Origin of the sequence: Bacillus sp. bc15 (assembly GCF_900142585.1) — a bacterium.
Lineage (GTDB): Bacteria > Bacillota > Bacilli > Bacillales > Bacillaceae_G > Bacillus_A > Bacillus_A cereus.
The window spans coordinates 1,060,048-1,074,135 of the sequence record NZ_FRBJ01000001.1 but is presented as its reverse complement, the minus strand read 5'-3'; the positions used below and the strand labels follow the sequence as shown (position 1 = coordinate 1,074,135).

Sequence of the window (14,088 nt, the reverse complement as noted above, 5' to 3'; positions counted from 1 at the left end):
CCTTTTTTTATATTGTTTACATATTTTTTCAACGATATTAGTTTGGATTTTTTTGTCTTCTTTACATAAAAGCGAGGCTTTTACAAAACATAACCAAGAAATCATTTCCGTAATTAAGGAGGGAAAATTATGCGCCAAAAAGCTATTTTTAAAATAGCAGTTTTACTTGCGTTCATAGGACTGTCTTTAATGGTCAGTAGTATACAACTAAAGAATGTAGAAGCTTTTTCTAATCAAGTTATTCAAAGAGGAGCATCTGGCGAAGATGTCATTGAACTGCAATCTCGTTTGAAATATAACGGATTTTATACGGGAAAAGTGGATGGTGTTTTCGGATGGGGTACATACTGGGCACTTCGGAATTTTCAAGAGAAATTCGGATTACCCGTTGATGGTTTAGCTGGAGCTAAAACGAAGCAAATGCTCGTGAAGGCAACGAAGTATGACAAGTCAACTGCTAATAAAGGGACAACAACGAATAAAGGAAATAGCGGCGGAACTGCACAAGAGAATAAACCACCTCAAAATAAAGGGACAAATGTTCCGAACGGTTATTCTCAAAATGATATTCAGCTTATGGCAAACGCAGTATACGGCGAATCACGTGGTGAACCGTATTTAGGACAAGTTGCAGTAGCTGCCGTTATTTTGAATCGTGTTACAAGTGCGTCATTCCCAAATACTGTTTCAGGTGTAATCTTTGAGCCTAGAGCATTTACAGCAGTAGCCGATGGACAAATATATTTAACGCCAAATGAAACAGCAAAAAAAGCAGTTTTAGATGCGATTAACGGATGGGATCCAACAGGAAATGCTTTATATTATTTCAATCCAGATACTGCGACTAGTAAATGGATTTGGACTCGTCCACAAATTAAAAAAATCGGTAAACATATTTTCTGTAAATAGAGCGGAGGTGGGACAATGTTACGAGGTATTATCATTGTATTATTAACAGTCGGTGTAGTAGGAACAGGCTATTGGGGCTATAAAGAGCACCAAGAGAAAAATGCGGTTTTAATTCGAGCGGAAAATAGCTATCAACGTGCATTCCATGATTTAGCATACGAAGTCGATTTATTACACGATAAAATTGGCACAACACTTGCGATGAATTCACGATCATCTTTATCACCTGCATTAGCGGATGTATGGCGTTTAACATCTGAAGCTCGCTCAGATGTTGGACAACTTCCTTTAACATTAATGCCATTTAATAAAACGGAAGAATTTTTAGCGAATATCGGTGATTTCAGTTACCGTGCAGCCATTCGTGATTTAGAAAAAGAGCCGTTAAATGAGCAAGAATATAAAACGCTACAAACTTTATATTCAAATGCAGGAAATATACAAGATGAACTAAGAAAAGTACAACATCTTGTTTTGAAAAATAATTTACGCTGGATGGATGTAGAAATGGCACTTGCATCAAATCGTGATCCAGCAGATAACACAATTATTGATGGATTGAAAACTGTAGAGAAAAACGTAACATCATATTCTTCTACAAACTTCGGACCGACCTTTACAAGTGCGCAAAAAAATAAAAAAGGCGGATTTGAAGCGGAAGGAAAGGCAATTTCTAAAGATGAAGCGGCGAAAATTGCCAAATCGTTTTTAAATTTAAAAGGAAATGAAAAAGTAGATGTAGAGAAAAGTGGAAAAGGTGCGAAAGAATCCTTCTATAGTGTGAAAATTAAAGATGAAGCAACGAACAATGAGTTCTATATGGATATTACCGGAAAAGGCGGATATCCAATTTGGGTTATGAATAACCGCGAAATTAAAGAACAGAAAGTTAGTTTAAACGATGCAGGTAGTAAAGGTTTAAAATTTTTAAAGGATCATAAGTTTAATAATATGGAGCTTTATGATAGCTCTCAATATGATAATGTTGGTGTATTTACGTATGTAGTAAATGAAAATGGAGTACGAATTTATCCAGAAGCAATCCAAATGAAAATTGCTTTAGATGACGGTTCTATCGTAGGGTTCTCCGCAAAAGAATATTTAGCGTCACATCAAAAACGAACAGTTCCATCGGCAAAGCTAACTGCAGCAGAAGCAAGAAAGAAAATCAATCCGGATGTAAAAGTAATGGAAGAACGTAAAGCTGTAGTAGTTAATGATTTGCATAATGAAGTACTTTGCTATGAATTTGTAGGTACTTTAGGAAAAGATACGTACCAAATATTCATTAATGCTAATAGCGGGGCCGAGGAAAAGGTAAAGAAAATGCAAGCTGTTGAAAAAATTTATGATTAAACCTTAAAAGTGAAGTGGTGAAAATAATGAAAACTCTAATATATATATTAATGCTTTGCTTCGTTATAACTGGATGCAGTATTGGAACAAAAGAAAACCCAAACGAAAAGCCGGAACAAAAAAATGTTTCAATGAAAAATGTTAATTATACGAATAAATCAAATAAGCCAAATGAAAAAGCGGCAGATCATTTAGCATCTTTAGCAGCAAGTGTGCCAGGTGTGAATGATGCGACAGCGGTCGTTGTTGGAAAATATGCTATTGTAGGTATAGACGTAAAAGCAAAACTTGATCGAACTCGTGTTGAATCAATTAAATATTCTGTTGCAGAAAGTTTAAAAAATGACCCTGACGGTGCTAATGCAGTCGTTGTAGCAGATGTTGATACGTATGAACGCCTCAAACAAATCGGAAAGCAAATTAAAAAAGGAAAAACAGGTGAAGGTATACTAGATGAATTAGCGGCTATTGTGGGACGAGTAATGCCACAAGTTCCAAATGATATGATTGAAAATCGAGAAACGAATCCAATTAAAGATAATGATAAACAATTACCAAAAGATGAAGAACAAGAGTTAAGAAAAGAACAGGATGATCAATCAAATAATCATTTGAATAAATGAAATTAGCCTCGTACTTAATTGTGCGAGGTTTTTAACTATAATATTAAATATTCAGTTTATTTTTAAGGGAATATATGGTTTAATTATGATGGGAGGGACAACTGTTATGATGAAAAAAAGCGCATGTATATTGTTTAGTTTATGCTTAGGTTTCAGTATGACAGCGTGTGAAAAGAGAAAAGAAGTGAAAAATCAAACAGCAACTTCTTCTACTGTGATGGAAAGGCAACAGAAAGAATCTATCAATATAAATCATTTCTCGAACATAAATGAAGGAATGACTTATACAGAAGTGAAAGATTTAATTGGTTTTGAAGGGGATTTACTTATAGAAGAAGGGGTAGAACATTCTACACAAATTAAACAAATTTTTGCTTGGAAAGGAAACAATCCAAATTCATTTGTTGAAATTACCTTTTTAGATGGAAGAGTGCATTCAAAAGCACAGCAAGGTATAAGTTAATAAGCTAAAAAATGGGAGAGTTTAGCATGAACATACACACAGGGGAAATTCAATTAGTTCCGTATAAGGAGAAATATAAAGAAGTTATACAAACATTTACTTTACCAAGTGAACAAGTTCAGTTTACAGCAGATCCAAGCGCATTACTGGAAAAAGCAAAAAGTGATCGTACAAAAAATGTGATTGTTATTTTAGATTACAATGGCGTACCGGTGGGTCTTTTCGCATTGGAAACGGGAGATAGAGTAAAGGAGTTCACAGATAATGAGGATGCTTTACTTTTAACGTCATTTTCTATTAATCACAATAGACAAAGAAAAGGATTCGCTAAAAAGTCATTGTTATTATTAGAAGAGTTTGTAAAACGCTATTTTCCAATAAAAAATGAAGTTGTACTTGCTGTGAATGAAAGAAATATTCCTGCACAAAATTTATATGCAAAAGTCGGCTTCGAGGATAAAGGTTTTAGAAGAATGGGACCAATTGGCCAACAAATAATAATGCATTTACCTATAATGAAATAATGAGATAGAAAACTTACTCTTGAATATTCACGTAGTAGGTTTTTTTATTTTAGTAATATATAATATATGTATATAAAATGAAACAGAAATGAAGGATATAAAAAATGAATCAAGATAGAAAATGGAATATCGTTGGGGGAAGAGTGATTAAAACTGGGATTGCAGTTTTTCTTACAGTGTTAGTTTGTGAATTTTTTAATATCTCAACTTGGAGTTATAAAAATGATTTAAAAGATTATAAACCAAATCATTATCATCACCATTTTTCAAGTGAGTCTATTATTTTATTTGAGGTATTATCTATTCATGATATGTTAGAAGAATTAAAACAAATATCCGAGAAATATGAGTGGGAAAATCGATTCAATTGATAAGTTTATTTTATTGTGAGGGGAATAATATGACACTTTATATTGCATTACTAAGAGGAATCAATGTCGGTGGACATAAAGTAATCAAAATGGCTGATTTAAAACGAGTGTTTGAATCAATAGGGTTAAAACAAGTGAAAACATATATACAAAGTGGTAATATCGTATTCGAATCTGAGGAAGATATAAACTTTCTAAAGGACCGAATACAATCTGAAATAAAAAATGAATTTGATTTCGATGTTCCAGTTATGCTAAGAACATATGGTGAATTTATAAATATTATTAAACAATGTCCGTATGAAGTTCATTCATTGTTAGAAGGAGAAAGTGTTCATGTTGCTTTTTTAGCTAATGTACTTTCTGAAGAGGAAAGTAGTCAATTGCTTACATTTAAAAGTGAACTTGAAGATTGCTATATAGATGAGAAGGTTGCTTATTTGTTTTTCAAAAATAGCATTCGAAATTCTAAATTAATGAACCAGTTTCAGAAGTTACATACACCAGCTACAGTTAGGAATTGGCGTACTGTGAATAAATTAAAAGCAATTGTAGAGAGTATGTAAATATAAAAAGATGAGGTTTTCTACATGTAGAAAACCTCATCTTTTTACTTATATTGTTTTGCAACTATGAGTTCGACAATAGGATAAATAAAGAATGAAGAGCAAATTGCGATGAACAGAGGGAGGTTTTTAACGCCATCTAAATTAGCCCCCATAGAAAATCCTTCGGAGAAGATTAATAAAAGGAACATTACAACTACAAGCACAAAATACGCAATTTTAAAGCTTTTATATGTAATTTGCTGGCCCATTTCATCTTGACTTTCTTCTGATACACCGTGGGGATCTCCCCAAGTAATGTGATTAATTAAATTACTAAGTATTAACGAGATAGCAAAAATCGTACCACCCAAAATAGAACCTTCAGTGATGTATTTATATGTGCCATGTACTAGTATTGCAATTAATGCTAAAACAATGATTATAAAAATAGTTTTTTTAGTATTCAATAAATAATTCCCCCCTCGATTGTAAAAAACTCTTTACAAATATAAGTATAAAATTGGAAAAGAATCATGTCAAATACTTTTTACATATAATATGTAAGTATGCAATATTTTGGTTTTATGATAAATAAAAAATTACAATACATTTGAATGTAAAAGAATGGGCTCGCATATATTTGGAAGGGATGTCAGATTAATTTAGGGGGTAGTTATGTCTATACTTTTAAAAGCTGGTGCAGATGCAGGAAACAACGGTTTGAAGTTAATGGTGAAAGGGCAAGACCCTATTTTTATTCCGAGTATTTATTCTTTATATATAGGTGAGCCTACAGGACTCTTAGACGAGGTAGATGTTTCATTATCTGAATTAGAAAACCACATTGATGTGACTATAAGTTCGCCATCGTTAATGCTAAATAATGTACGATACATCGTTGGAGAAAAAGTCATTCAAGATCAATTAAAAGGTACTGAGGTAGAGAAGAAATCAAATAAGTCAACGGATGAGTTAATGGTTATTACAATACTATCAGGTTTGGCGGTAAGCGCTATGCGTCAAAGTCCAACTTCTAGCCATATTAATATTCGATATGATTTATCTGTCGCTCTTCCTATGCAGCTTATTACACAAGAAATAGCTGCTGAAAATGCAAAACGTTATATGGGAAATCATAAGGTTATTTTCCATTATCCGAACGGACGCGATGTGACAATTAATGTTTCAATTGAGTATTGTAAATGCCTGCCTGAGGGTGCTTCTGGGACGTGGGGCATTGTATACGATGAAGAAGGAAATGTTGTGAAACATAAAATAGAATGTGAGCAAAATCAAGTTTCTGAAATTGATTTTGTAGATAAAACTCTACTCTCTTTTGATATTGGTGCAGGGACGACAGAAGAAGTCGTTTCATTAGGGGTAAATTTCCGTCCGCAACTAAGTAAAGGTTTATCTTATGGTGTAAAAGAGACGTTACTACAAATCATTACGAGATGGAACCGGAAGTATCCAACTAAGACGATTGATAGTATTACAGAATTCAATCAAATTTATTTAAATGATAAGCATCCGAGAAATACCTTATTAGTTGAGGAATCACAGCCAGCGCTATTAGGTTTAGCAGCACGTGTTGCAACAGATATTATAAATAAAATTGATGATATGAAAGACGATCCATACGTGTTTATTTATGGCGGGGGTGCAGTAATTATTAAAAACAGTTTAAAAATGATTTTAAAGCAAAAAGGACGACTCAAAAATGTAATCTTTGTAGATAATCCGTTATTTACAAATGCACGAGGATTATTAGTTTATACTTGTTCGCCAAAATATAGAGAGCATAAGCAAAAAGAGTTAGGATTTACAAACTTAACGATAAGTTAGTTGGTGGAAGTATGCGATCTAGGCGATATAAACGTGGTGATCGAGTAAAAATCAATATTCATAAATCGGTATCACCTGAAATGCTTGCGTGGCTGAATAAACAATCAAATCCAACTAATTTCTTCTTTTTTGCTGCGCAGCAATTATTTAAACAAGTAGGAGATATTGACGTTTCAAAAGCTTTACCAAGCAGCCATGTTTTCTCATTATATGTGGAGCCTTCATCCTTATTAAAAGTCGAAGTAAACCCTTTTAAAAACATGACACTAGAAGCAAATACATCCACTGAAAATGCAAAAAAAAAATTATGGGAATCTGTTGATCAATTAGATTGTCCATTTTTTTAAACATAGAAAAATATAAGAAGTCCCATCACTATACATACGAATACAGTGATGGGTTTTTGTTTGTAAATGGAAGGGGCACAATACAAATTGTGCCCCTTCTGTTAATTATTTGTTTGTCTAAATTTCAGATGTATGTTTAGAAACCGCAGTAATTATGCTTTCCCAATCATTTGGATGATTTTCATGACCTGCCCCTTTAAGAGTTAATAGTACTGAGTTTGGAATTTCATCAATTAGTGCGAGGCCATGTTCAAATGGGAGTGCTGTATCGTCTGTTCCGTGAATAACCAATGTTGGTGCTTGTATGGAGTGAAGTACACCTTCATATGCATCATCACCTTGAAGTAAAGCGTGATTAAACATACTTAATAAATTGTTTGCGCGTTCTATTTCTTGTTTTACTTGTGTATAAACTCTATTTTCATCAAATATTCGTTCTGATCCACATAATAGACGAGATCCTGAAACTAAATACTCTGCCACATCATTTTTATTTGTCCAATCTATACTTGCGCTCTTTACATGATGTGTTAAAATCCTTTCATCCATTGGGGGTAAATCGCGAGTATTATTATCAGATCCTATTATACTAGTCGCTAGTAAAGTTAGCGTCAAAATTCTTTCGGGATGTTTTACAGCGGCAATTTGAGCAATCATACCACCTAATGACATACCAAAAAGATGGGCTTTATCAATATGATAAGCGTCTAATACTCCGATTGCATCTTCAGCCATATCTGTTACTGAATAATTTGAAGTGCCAGGTTCATATGTAACAGAGCGTCCAACATCGCGATTATCAAAGCGAATAACAAATTTTCCTGTGTTCGCCAACTGTTCACAAAATTCTTCATCCCAATATATCATTGAACAAGTAGCTCCCATAATTAATAAAATAGCGGGATCATTAGAGTTACCGAAGCTTTCTGTACATATATCAATACCGTTTATTTTAAATATCTTTTCACTCATAAAGTTAGCCCCATTTCTTTTGAATTTAATTAATAATACAGTTTTGAATAATTCTAAGATGTGTGTAAGATTCTTTTTGAAATTCATCCCGCTATTTGCCGGGCAGTAAGAGCCCGATTGGTGAGGAATGATTAAAGTTTTACTTTATAATGCTTTTTGCATAATTACCCCCAAAAATAAGTATATGGTAATTCAAGGCAAAAAATTTTGAGAAATAATTGTATGTTATTAAAATAAACAGCAAGGAGGAGAGGAAATGAAAGCAATTGTTATTGATCAATATGGTAGTGTTGAAGAATTAAAAGAAAGACAAGTTTTAAAACCGATTGTTAAGAATAATGAGGTATTAATACGTATTCATGCAACATCTGTTAATCCAGTTGATTGGAAAATAAGAAAAGGTGACTTACAAGAACAGTTACGCTTTTCATTTCCAATCACTTTAGGATTAGATGTAGCTGGAGTTATTGAAGAAGTTGGAGAAGATGTAGAGTGCTTCAATATAGGAGATAAAGTGTTTACGAAACCTGAAAATATAGGAAGCGGCTCTTATGCTGAATTCATTGCAGTACAATTAGATTTAGTATCACATATGCCTAATAATATTAGTTACGAAGAAGCAGCTTCTATTCCTCTTGCAGGACTTACAGCGTGGCAAAGTCTTGTAGATTACGCAAAAATAAAAGAAAATGACCGTGTATTCATTCATGCTGGAGCTGGTGGCGTTGGAAGTTTGGCAATCCAAATCGCAAAATCATTTGGAGCTTTTGTTGCCACGACTGCTAGTAGTAAAAATAAAGAATTTTTACAGTCTTTAGGAGCGGATCTCGTTATTGATTATAAAAAAGATAAATTTGAAGAACTAGTATCAGATTTTGATATTGTGTTAGATACAATAGGTGGCGAAGTGCAAGAAAAAAGTTTTCGAATTATTAAACCTGGTGGTGTTCTAGTTTCTATTGTTCATGAACCACTACAAAAAGTAGAAGGAATAAAATCAGAATTTTTATGGCTAAAACCAAATGGAAAACAATTAGAAGAATTATCAGCTTTAATTGTAAACGGAAAAATCAAACCAATCATAAGTAAAGTGGTGCCATTTAATGAAGCAGGAGTTCGAGAAGCTCATATTTTGAGTGAAGGACAACATGTTAGAGGAAAGATTGTAGTTAAAGTGGAATGATAATAAAGATTACAGCTTATAGAGTAACTAGATTTGAATAACGAAAAAGCTCAACAATAGATAATATCCCATACTATACATTTTCATTTGCGGGTATTATTTATTGTTGGCTATTGTGATATTACTTCTAACAAATACTGTTTCGTATTGTATCGTGTAATTTCTCTAATCCAATTTCCATATCTTTCTCGTTTAACATTGAATAGCTAATTCTTAATTGGTTATCATTTGTTTCGTAATTTAATAGACAAGCTGTTCCTGGTAAAAAAGAGACATCTACTTCATTTGCTTTTTGTAATAAGGTAAAGGGATCTATCGAATCAGGCAGTGTCACCCATAAATTAAAACCGCCATTTGGTATTTCAAAGTTTAGTTCTTTTAATGGCGATAATATATCAATTGTTAAATCACGTCTCATTTGTAAAGCTGTTCGTAATTTTTCTAAATGATTTTTCATACGTTCCGCACGTAAAAACGGTAGAAGTGCCTTTTGTGTTAATAAAGGACTACCGATATCCATCGAACCTTTCACTGCATATAGCCATTCAAAAATAGGGCCACCGACAATAAGTGCTGCAATACGCAATCCTGGTGCTAACGTTTTACTAAATCCTTTTATATATATTACGTGGCCATCCTTATCAAAACTTTTGATTGGAGGTGGTACTACAGCATCTTCAAAATATATTTCTCCGAAAGAATCATCTTCAATGATAAAAAATTGATATAGCTCCGCTAGTTCTATAAGTTCCATTCTTCGTTCTTTACTCATTACTGTACCTGTCGGGTTTTGGAAGGTCGGATTCGTATACAATAAAACGGGATTTTTACTTTGACAAATATCATCAATTAAGTCGGAGCGAACTCCATGATTATCAAGAGAAACAGGAATGATTTGAACACCTTTATTGATGAAAACATCAAGCGCGGCACTGTAACACGGACTTTCTACTAATACAGTATCTCCAGGTTTTAATAATGTTTGAGCAATTAAATCAATTCCTTGTTGTGCTCCGCTTGTAATTAATAATTGAGATGGGTCCGTCACTAATTTCTGGTGTTCATTTAAGTAATTTGCTATTTCAACTCGCAATTCATAATCGCCTTGAACTGGCCCATAAGTTGCTAACAACATCGGATTTTTATCTAGCAATTTATGCATTTCGTCTGCCAAAAATGGATTTGGTAACAGACGGGGATACAGAATTGCTTGTGAAAAATCATAATATTTACGGTGTTTATTCATTGCATATTGAGAACGCATAACATTAATAGATCTTGATTGTTGCCATTTATACGGTATCGGTTTGAAATCTTTCTTTACACGTTTATATATGTAAGCACCTTTTCCTTGTTCGATGCGTATATACCCTTTCGTTTCTAACTGTTTATAAGCTTTACGAACAGTTAATACATTGATTTGTAAATCTGTGGCCATACAACGTAAAGAAGGAAGGGATTCACCATGTGAAAGCATACCACTTTGTACTCTTTCAACAATTTGCATATATATTTGCTTGTAATACGGTATGTTTGATTCTTTACGCAATACAATCTTCATAGGTTCACCTATTTTTCTTTTTAATTTAATTAAAGCGAAAAATATATAGGGAATCAACTACAACTTGAAGTAACTGTTATATGTACCGATACACTGTTATACACCATAGCCTCTATACTCATTTTAAGAGTAAAAAGGAGGAAGTAAAATGGTCATTTTTAATTACATTTTAGTATGTATTATTTTCGGGACAACATTTTTAACGATTAAAATTGGAATTGAAGCAGGGGCGCCACCGTTGTTTTCAGCAGGAATTCGCTTCTTTTTAGCGGGTATAATCCTTATGATTATTTTTAAATTAAAGCGAAAAGAAATTATGCCACATATATTTTCAAAACGTATTATGTATACTGGATTTTGTTTAACATTTATGACATTCGCAAGTTTATATTGGTCAGAACAATATATTTCTTCGGGATTAGCTGCTGTTCTTTCTGCTACGGGACCAATGATGATTTTATTAATACAAGCAAAGAGGAATAGGGAGAAATTACAAAAGGAACAACTCGTTGCCTTAGTTATTGCACTAATAGGTGTTATATTTGTTTCTTTACCAGGAATGCATCAACAAGTAAGTTTCATATGGAGTATTGCTTGTATTGTTTTAGTTATAGGAGAGTTATTTTACGGAATAGGCTCTATTCGTTCGAAAGAAATACTTTCAGATTTATCAAATGTATCACCATTTCTTATTAACGGAATTCAAATGTTTTATGGAGGGATTTTACTATTAATCGCATCTATTATTGTAGAACAACCAAATGTAACTGTATTAACTTCATGGAGTGTACAATGGCCTATTTTATATCTCATATTTATCGGATCGATCGGTGGACACGGATTATATTACTGGCTCTTATCAAAAACAAACCCAGTATTTCCATCGACGTGGTTATATGTATCACCATTAATAGCAATTATCGTAGGTTATATCGTATTAGGAGAACCCTTAAATCCTACAATGGGAATGGGAGCTTGTCTTATATTGATTGGTGTATTTTTGGCCAATCGTTCAACACTACGGACTTATTTCAAAAAAGGGCGGTTATTAGAGAAGGAGATGTAGTTTAATAAAGCAACAGCCCTGTATATTACAGGACTGATAAAATCAAAAACACAGTTGGAAAAATAACCAACTGTGTTTTTGATAATTAATTCACTTTTTTAATAAAGCCTTTATAATGACGTTTTACAAGCTGGCTTTCTAACGTCTTCATAGTTTCTAGTGCTACACCGACAATGATAAGTAAGCTTGTACCACCAATTTGAGCAGAAGGTGGTAACGTAGCAATTTTCGTGAATACGAGCGGTAATATAGAAATTGCACCTAAGAAAATTGCACCAATAAATGTTAAACGGTATAAAATTTTAGTTACATATTGTTCAGTTGCTTTACCAGGACGAATACCAGGAACATATCCATTTTGCTTTTTCAAATTCTCAGCCATTTGTTCAGGATTTACTTGAATAAATGCGTAGAAGTATGTGAAAGCAACGATAAGACCGACATAAAGTGTCATTCCAATTGGATGTGCGAAATCAAGATTTGCAACTAACCATTTTGATACGCTTGAATCAGGGAAGAGCTGCGCAATTGTACGCGGCGTCATTAAAAATGCAGAAGCAAAGATAACTGGTATAACACCAGCACTATTTACTTTAAGCGGTAAATGAGTGTTTTTTGCTCCTTGATATTGATTGTTTCCTGAAACAGCTTTTGCATATTGGATCGGTATTTTACGTACAGCTTGTTGAATGTAAATAACACCAACAACTATCGCTAAAATTACGAGTCCAATTAAAACAATTTTTATTATGTGCATAAATAGCTGATCGCCAGCATTTTGGAATTGTTGTAAATAAATTTGATTTGCAACATTTGGAATCGCGGCAACGAGACCTGCGAAGATAATCATCGAAATACCATTACCAACTCCGTTAGCGGTAATTTGTTCGCCTAACCAAAGTAAAAATGCAGTACCTGCAGTTAAAACTGTCGCAATAAATAAGTATGTAGTCCAGCTTTGATCTGTTATTAATTGTCCACCTGCTATATTATTAAAGCCATAAGACATTCCGATGGCCTGTATGAATGCGAGAATGATTGTAAAGTATCGAGTGAATTGAGCTGATTTCTTACGGCCCATTTCTCCTTGCTTTGCCCATTCCGAAAACTTAGGTATAACATCCATTTGTAGTAATTGTACTATGATGGAAGCTGTAATATATGGTGTAATACCTACAGCAAAGATTGAGAAATGTTGCAATGCTCCTCCACCAAATACGTTTAACATACCTAGAACGTTAGCTTGATCTTGTACTTTTAATACCTCTGCGTTAGTATGAGGAACTGGAATAAACGTGCCAATTCGAAAAACGATTAACATCGCTAGTGTAAAAAGGATTTTCCTTCTTATCTCAGCTACTCTCATGAAATTTGAAATCGTACGAAACATTATGTCGCCTCCTATATTTTTATCAGTAAAAACTGATTATTATACCCTATGAAGTAACCACAAACCTCCTTCCGCACTAAATTCATTTGACAAATGGATTTTCATACACTTTGTAGTTTTCACGGATATAAAAATATAAGGTGTTATATAAGCGACCTTTACACTTTACGTAATCATTCAATACCCATAATATATCGAATAAATTAACAAATGTACATACATACGCATTAAAAATGAATAAATAGGGCCATTTTTTACATTTATTTAATGATAAATTGATAGGAGATTATTATTCAAGATTGTTATACATGTTATAAAAATAAAGGTGAGCCATTATGATTTATAACTAATATTCATTCAAATGTGTCAGCTAATAGTGTCTCCCAATCTTTAAAGGATAATTTATCATTTATATGTTTTAGTGCGTTAGGTACAAAAATATGACAAATAAGTTCTAAGCTATTACCATCTGGATCAATAAAATAAACAGATGCATTACCTTGATGTGGACGGACAAATGGTTCAATAGATTCATTACTCCCAAACGGAACAGCTTTAATTTGAAGTGAGTGTAACCAATATAATGATTCTTTTAAATCCTCATATGAAACTCTAAATGCAATATGACGTAAAGAAGGATGATATTTTGTTTCGTATTCAGAGCCCGCCCATAATCCTAGCCAACTTTTCCCATCCTCAATCCAAAAGAATGCTGTTGATTCATCGCTCCAGGCTAACTTCAACCCTAGTTTTTCATAAAATCCGATAGATTGTTGTAAATTACTCACTGGTAAATGCGCTTCGTATATTCCTTTAATCAATTAAAATCCTCCACCTTTTTATTTTCTTACAATTAATATATCGATTTAAAAAGAATGTAAAATCAAATAAAAGTATGAAAGTACATACTACTTTAGTAGTAGTAATAGT

16 protein-coding genes are annotated in these 14,088 nt (G+C 33.2%); 11 read left to right on the top strand and 5 right to left on the bottom strand.

Annotation, left to right across the window (positions count from 1 at the left end; all coding sequences use genetic code 11):
* Positions 1 to 129: 129 nt before the first annotated feature.
* From sleB to BUA87_RS05280, 7 genes are all read left to right on the top strand, one after another.
* Positions 130 to 909, top strand: coding sequence for a spore cortex-lytic enzyme (gene sleB / locus BUA87_RS05310; protein ID WP_001249053.1), 780 nt, complete (start codon positions 130 to 132; stop codon positions 907 to 909).
* Positions 910 to 924: 15 nt separating this feature from the next.
* Entirely contained in the window at positions 925 to 2,265 is a 1,341-nt protein-coding gene (ypeB, locus tag BUA87_RS05305; RefSeq protein WP_016081334.1) for a germination protein YpeB, read from the top strand.
* Positions 2,266 to 2,291: 26 nt separating this feature from the next.
* A complete protein-coding gene (locus BUA87_RS05300) occupies positions 2,292 to 2,888 on the top strand; it encodes a YhcN/YlaJ family sporulation lipoprotein (protein WP_000854060.1) in 597 nt (198 codons plus the stop codon).
* A gap of 106 nt (positions 2,889 to 2,994) precedes the next feature.
* Positions 2,995 to 3,351 carry a hypothetical protein gene (locus BUA87_RS05295; RefSeq protein ID WP_016512697.1) on the top strand — a complete coding sequence of 119 codons (357 nt, stop codon included), beginning with the start codon at positions 2,995 to 2,997 and terminating at the stop codon, positions 3,349 to 3,351.
* An 11-nt stretch (positions 3,352 to 3,362) separates the two neighbouring features.
* Entirely contained in the window at positions 3,363 to 3,875 is a 513-nt protein-coding gene (locus BUA87_RS05290; RefSeq protein ID WP_072938688.1) for a GNAT family N-acetyltransferase, read from the top strand.
* A 104-nt stretch (positions 3,876 to 3,979) separates the two neighbouring features.
* Positions 3,980 to 4,246, top strand: coding sequence for an aromatic acid exporter family protein (locus tag BUA87_RS05285; protein ID WP_072938685.1), 267 nt, complete (start codon positions 3,980 to 3,982; stop codon positions 4,244 to 4,246).
* A gap of 29 nt (positions 4,247 to 4,275) precedes the next feature.
* Positions 4,276 to 4,812 (top strand): DUF1697 domain-containing protein, encoded by a 537-nt coding sequence (locus tag BUA87_RS05280; RefSeq protein ID WP_000177384.1) that lies wholly within the window; start codon positions 4,276 to 4,278, stop codon positions 4,810 to 4,812.
* A gap of 44 nt (positions 4,813 to 4,856) precedes the next feature.
* Here the strand turns inward: BUA87_RS05280 and BUA87_RS05275 are convergent, their stop codons facing one another.
* The gene (locus tag BUA87_RS05275; protein WP_001093141.1) at positions 4,857 to 5,261 is read right to left on the bottom strand and encodes a hypothetical protein; all 405 of its coding nucleotides are present in this window, start codon (positions 5,259 to 5,261) and stop codon (positions 4,857 to 4,859) included.
* Between the two features lie 208 nt (positions 5,262 to 5,469).
* Between BUA87_RS05275 and BUA87_RS05270 the strand changes: the two genes are divergently transcribed.
* Together BUA87_RS05270 and BUA87_RS05265 are read left to right on the top strand one after the other, a co-directional pair.
* A complete protein-coding gene (locus BUA87_RS05270) occupies positions 5,470 to 6,639 on the top strand; it encodes a ParM/StbA family protein (protein ID WP_000025622.1) in 1,170 nt (389 codons plus the stop codon).
* A gap of 11 nt (positions 6,640 to 6,650) precedes the next feature.
* Entirely contained in the window at positions 6,651 to 6,986 is a 336-nt protein-coding gene (locus tag BUA87_RS05265) for a hypothetical protein (RefSeq protein ID WP_001257761.1), read from the top strand.
* A 117-nt stretch (positions 6,987 to 7,103) separates the two neighbouring features.
* Here the strand turns inward: BUA87_RS05265 and BUA87_RS05260 are convergent, their stop codons facing one another.
* Entirely contained in the window at positions 7,104 to 7,958 is an 855-nt protein-coding gene (locus tag BUA87_RS05260; RefSeq protein WP_001290781.1) for a BCA family alpha/beta fold macrolide esterase, read from the bottom strand.
* A 256-nt stretch (positions 7,959 to 8,214) separates the two neighbouring features.
* Here BUA87_RS05260 and BUA87_RS05255 point away from each other — a divergent pair, with 256 nt between their 5' ends.
* Entirely contained in the window at positions 8,215 to 9,141 is a 927-nt protein-coding gene (locus tag BUA87_RS05255) for an NADP-dependent oxidoreductase (RefSeq protein ID WP_072938682.1), read from the top strand.
* A 127-nt stretch (positions 9,142 to 9,268) separates the two neighbouring features.
* Here BUA87_RS05255 and BUA87_RS05250 read toward each other — a convergent pair whose 3' ends face one another.
* Positions 9,269 to 10,702, bottom strand: coding sequence for a MocR-like pyridoxine biosynthesis transcription factor PdxR (locus tag BUA87_RS05250; protein WP_072938679.1), 1,434 nt, complete (start codon positions 10,700 to 10,702; stop codon positions 9,269 to 9,271).
* Between the two features lie 148 nt (positions 10,703 to 10,850).
* Between BUA87_RS05250 and BUA87_RS05245 the strand changes: the two genes are divergently transcribed.
* Positions 10,851 to 11,768, top strand: a complete 918-nt coding sequence (locus tag BUA87_RS05245) for a DMT family transporter (protein WP_072938675.1) — start codon at positions 10,851 to 10,853, stop codon at positions 11,766 to 11,768.
* 85 nt (positions 11,769 to 11,853) lie between these two features.
* On the opposite strand, the gene secY is transcribed toward BUA87_RS05245, so the two are convergent.
* Both secY and BUA87_RS05235 read right to left on the bottom strand, forming a co-directional pair.
* Positions 11,854 to 13,158, bottom strand: a complete 1,305-nt coding sequence (gene secY, locus BUA87_RS05240) for a preprotein translocase subunit SecY (RefSeq protein ID WP_000490135.1) — start codon at positions 13,156 to 13,158, stop codon at positions 11,854 to 11,856.
* A 353-nt stretch (positions 13,159 to 13,511) separates the two neighbouring features.
* Positions 13,512 to 13,979 carry a VOC family protein gene (locus BUA87_RS05235; RefSeq protein WP_000589642.1) on the bottom strand — a complete coding sequence of 156 codons (468 nt, stop codon included), beginning with the start codon at positions 13,977 to 13,979 and terminating at the stop codon, positions 13,512 to 13,514.
* Positions 13,980 to 14,088 lie beyond the last annotated feature (109 nt).